General features: G+C 59.5%; 1 protein-coding gene. It reads left to right on the top strand.

Features of this window, described 5'->3' with window-relative positions; all coding sequences use genetic code 11:
- Positions 1 to 341 precede the first annotated feature (341 nt).
- Positions 342 to 2,400 (top strand): calcium-binding protein (locus MB818_RS21780; protein WP_234237939.1); only part of this gene is annotated, 2,059 nt, incomplete at its 3' end.

The following is a 2,400-nucleotide window of genomic DNA, read 5'->3' as shown; positions in this document are numbered from 1 at the left end:
GAGGGACAGAGCGAGATCAACCTCCAGATCGGCAAGGAGGTGTTCGACCTGCTGGCCTGACCGGGGCGCGGGCGGCTGTATTGGCAAGGATGACATTATCCCAAAAAAATTCGGCATTTTTCCAACCGATACGCTTGACCGAGGTGCTTCTCGGGATAGTGTGATCTCAAAAGAAGACCTGAGGGGTAAACAGAGCAGGAAGGCTGAAACCAATCAGTCACCATAACCAATAAAAGCTTCTCCAATACGCTCTAACAACACAGTGGGCACCGCTTTGCGCGGTGCCGAGCTCTGGCCCCTACCGGTCCGAAACGCGATCAAACGCATCTGAGAGGACGGATATGCCCACACCTTATACTTTACTTGGCTACCAGGTTCAGTTCGACGCTGACGACAATGTGGCCAGTGTAACCGACACGTCTATCACACTGACCATGCCGGACGGAGTCTCACCGAACTTGACTTATCAGTTCGAGACCCCGGCCAATCCTGTGCCCAATCCCGATGACGAGCCCCTGCCACTGATCATTGGCAACGTTCCAGGAGCCACAAGCATCGACCTTCTGGGCGGTGACTTGGATACAACCGATAGCTACTTCGGCTTCGTCCAGTTTTCTGGCGCAACATCGTATGTTCTTGCCTTTACCGAAGCACCAGCTGGACAACCCGCAACCGACTGGTATTTCAGCCTGGGTGGGGCGAGCATCCCCGATGTCCCTGCCCTAGCGGATCCGGTCGCCGGCTGGAAAGCGCTCGATGGGCAAATCACAGGTGTCGGCCCGGTTACCAGCGGTCCATTCGGCCCGGGCGCATCGATCCCGCTCTCTTCTCTCACGAGAGGGATCGCTCATACTGGGCAGATCATCGACAGCTTCGATACTAATGACAACACGATCACTACAGGTAACGGCAACGATTATGTAACCGTCGGCGGTGGCGGCTATGATGAGATACGTACGCTGGCCGGCGACGATCTGGTTCTGGTCGACGGGGAAAGCGGTTTTGTCGAGGTCAACATCGACACCGGCACCGGACGGGACGTGGTGGATCTCTCCGATATTACCGACTCGTATGCCGAGATCGCTCACAATGACGGGCTGACCGCCGGCATCACTGCAAATGTCAACGGCACCACCAATGTCGGACGTATCGACAAGGGGGCTGGCGGTTCAACCATTCTGCTGAACCCAGCCTCGGCGATGCTGGCCGATGGGTTGGCGATTTGGGGTACCAACTTCGCCGACACGCTCAACATCACCAGCGTAGTGGATGGCTTCGCTCAGGTGCGCGGATTGGGTGGCAACGACCAGATCAATATCGGGGCCAGCGACGGTTTCACGCGGCTCGACTATCGCGACTCGCCCGCCGGGATCGTGGCTAATCTGGCGACCGGAATCATTCAGGACGGCCACGGCGGCACCGACACGGTAACCGGCACCGCTACCGAGCTGCGTGGCTCGATGCAGGCGGACCGGATCATCGGCTCATCGGCCGACGAACGCTTCATCCTGATGGCAGGGAACGATACGCTGGACGGCGGCGCAGGCAATGATTGGGTGCGCTATGACAGGAACAGGGTGGACGCCGTTGAGGTCGATCTGGCCGCAGGCACTGCGACCGGAACGTGGCGCGGCACCAGCTTCACTCATTCGATTACCGGCATCGAGAATATCAACGGCTCTCGCAATGACGCCGACCTGTTGCAGGGCAATGGCAACAACAATCAGATCAACGGCAGAGGTGGCAACGACACGATCAATGGCCGCGGAGGCGACGATACCCTGGTGGGCGAAGCAGGCGATGACCGGATCGACGGCGGCAGCGGATTCGACAGGGCCGAGTTCTGGGGCGTCAACGAGGCCGACGCAACCATTACCCAGAACGGCGACGGGTCGATCCAGGTTGTTTCTTCCCTTGGCACCGACACCCTGGTCAATGTCGAGGAACTGGGTTTCAACGATGCGTCGGTCAAGATCGCCGACCTCTTCCCCACCCCGGGAACAATTGTTGGCGGCGGAACGTCTGAAACCCTGACCGGAGGCGATGACAGCGAAGAAGTGATCGCTGGCGGCGGCGACGACAAGATCAGCGGCGGCGGTGGCGATGACACCATTGATGGCGGTTCTGGCAATGACACCCTGCGCGGCGATGACGGTAACGACTCCCTTGATGGCGGCGACGGTGCGGACACGATCAATGGTGGTGATGGCGACGACAACATTCTCGGTGGCGGGTCCACCGAGGATCTGCGCGACGTGATCTACGGGGGCAACGGCAATGACCGTCTGGACGGTGGCTATGGCAACGATCTGATCTACGGCATGGCCGGCAACGACACCATCGCCGGCGGTTTCGGCGTGGACGAGCTGCAGGGTCAGGAAGGCGACGACGTGATCACCG

It is taken from the genome of Ruegeria alba (genome assembly GCF_022321465.1).
GTDB lineage: Bacteria > Pseudomonadota > Alphaproteobacteria > Rhodobacterales > Rhodobacteraceae > Ruegeria_B > Ruegeria_B alba.
The sequence above is the reverse complement of the archived record's forward strand: the minus strand, read 5'-3'. Positions and strand labels throughout refer to the sequence as shown.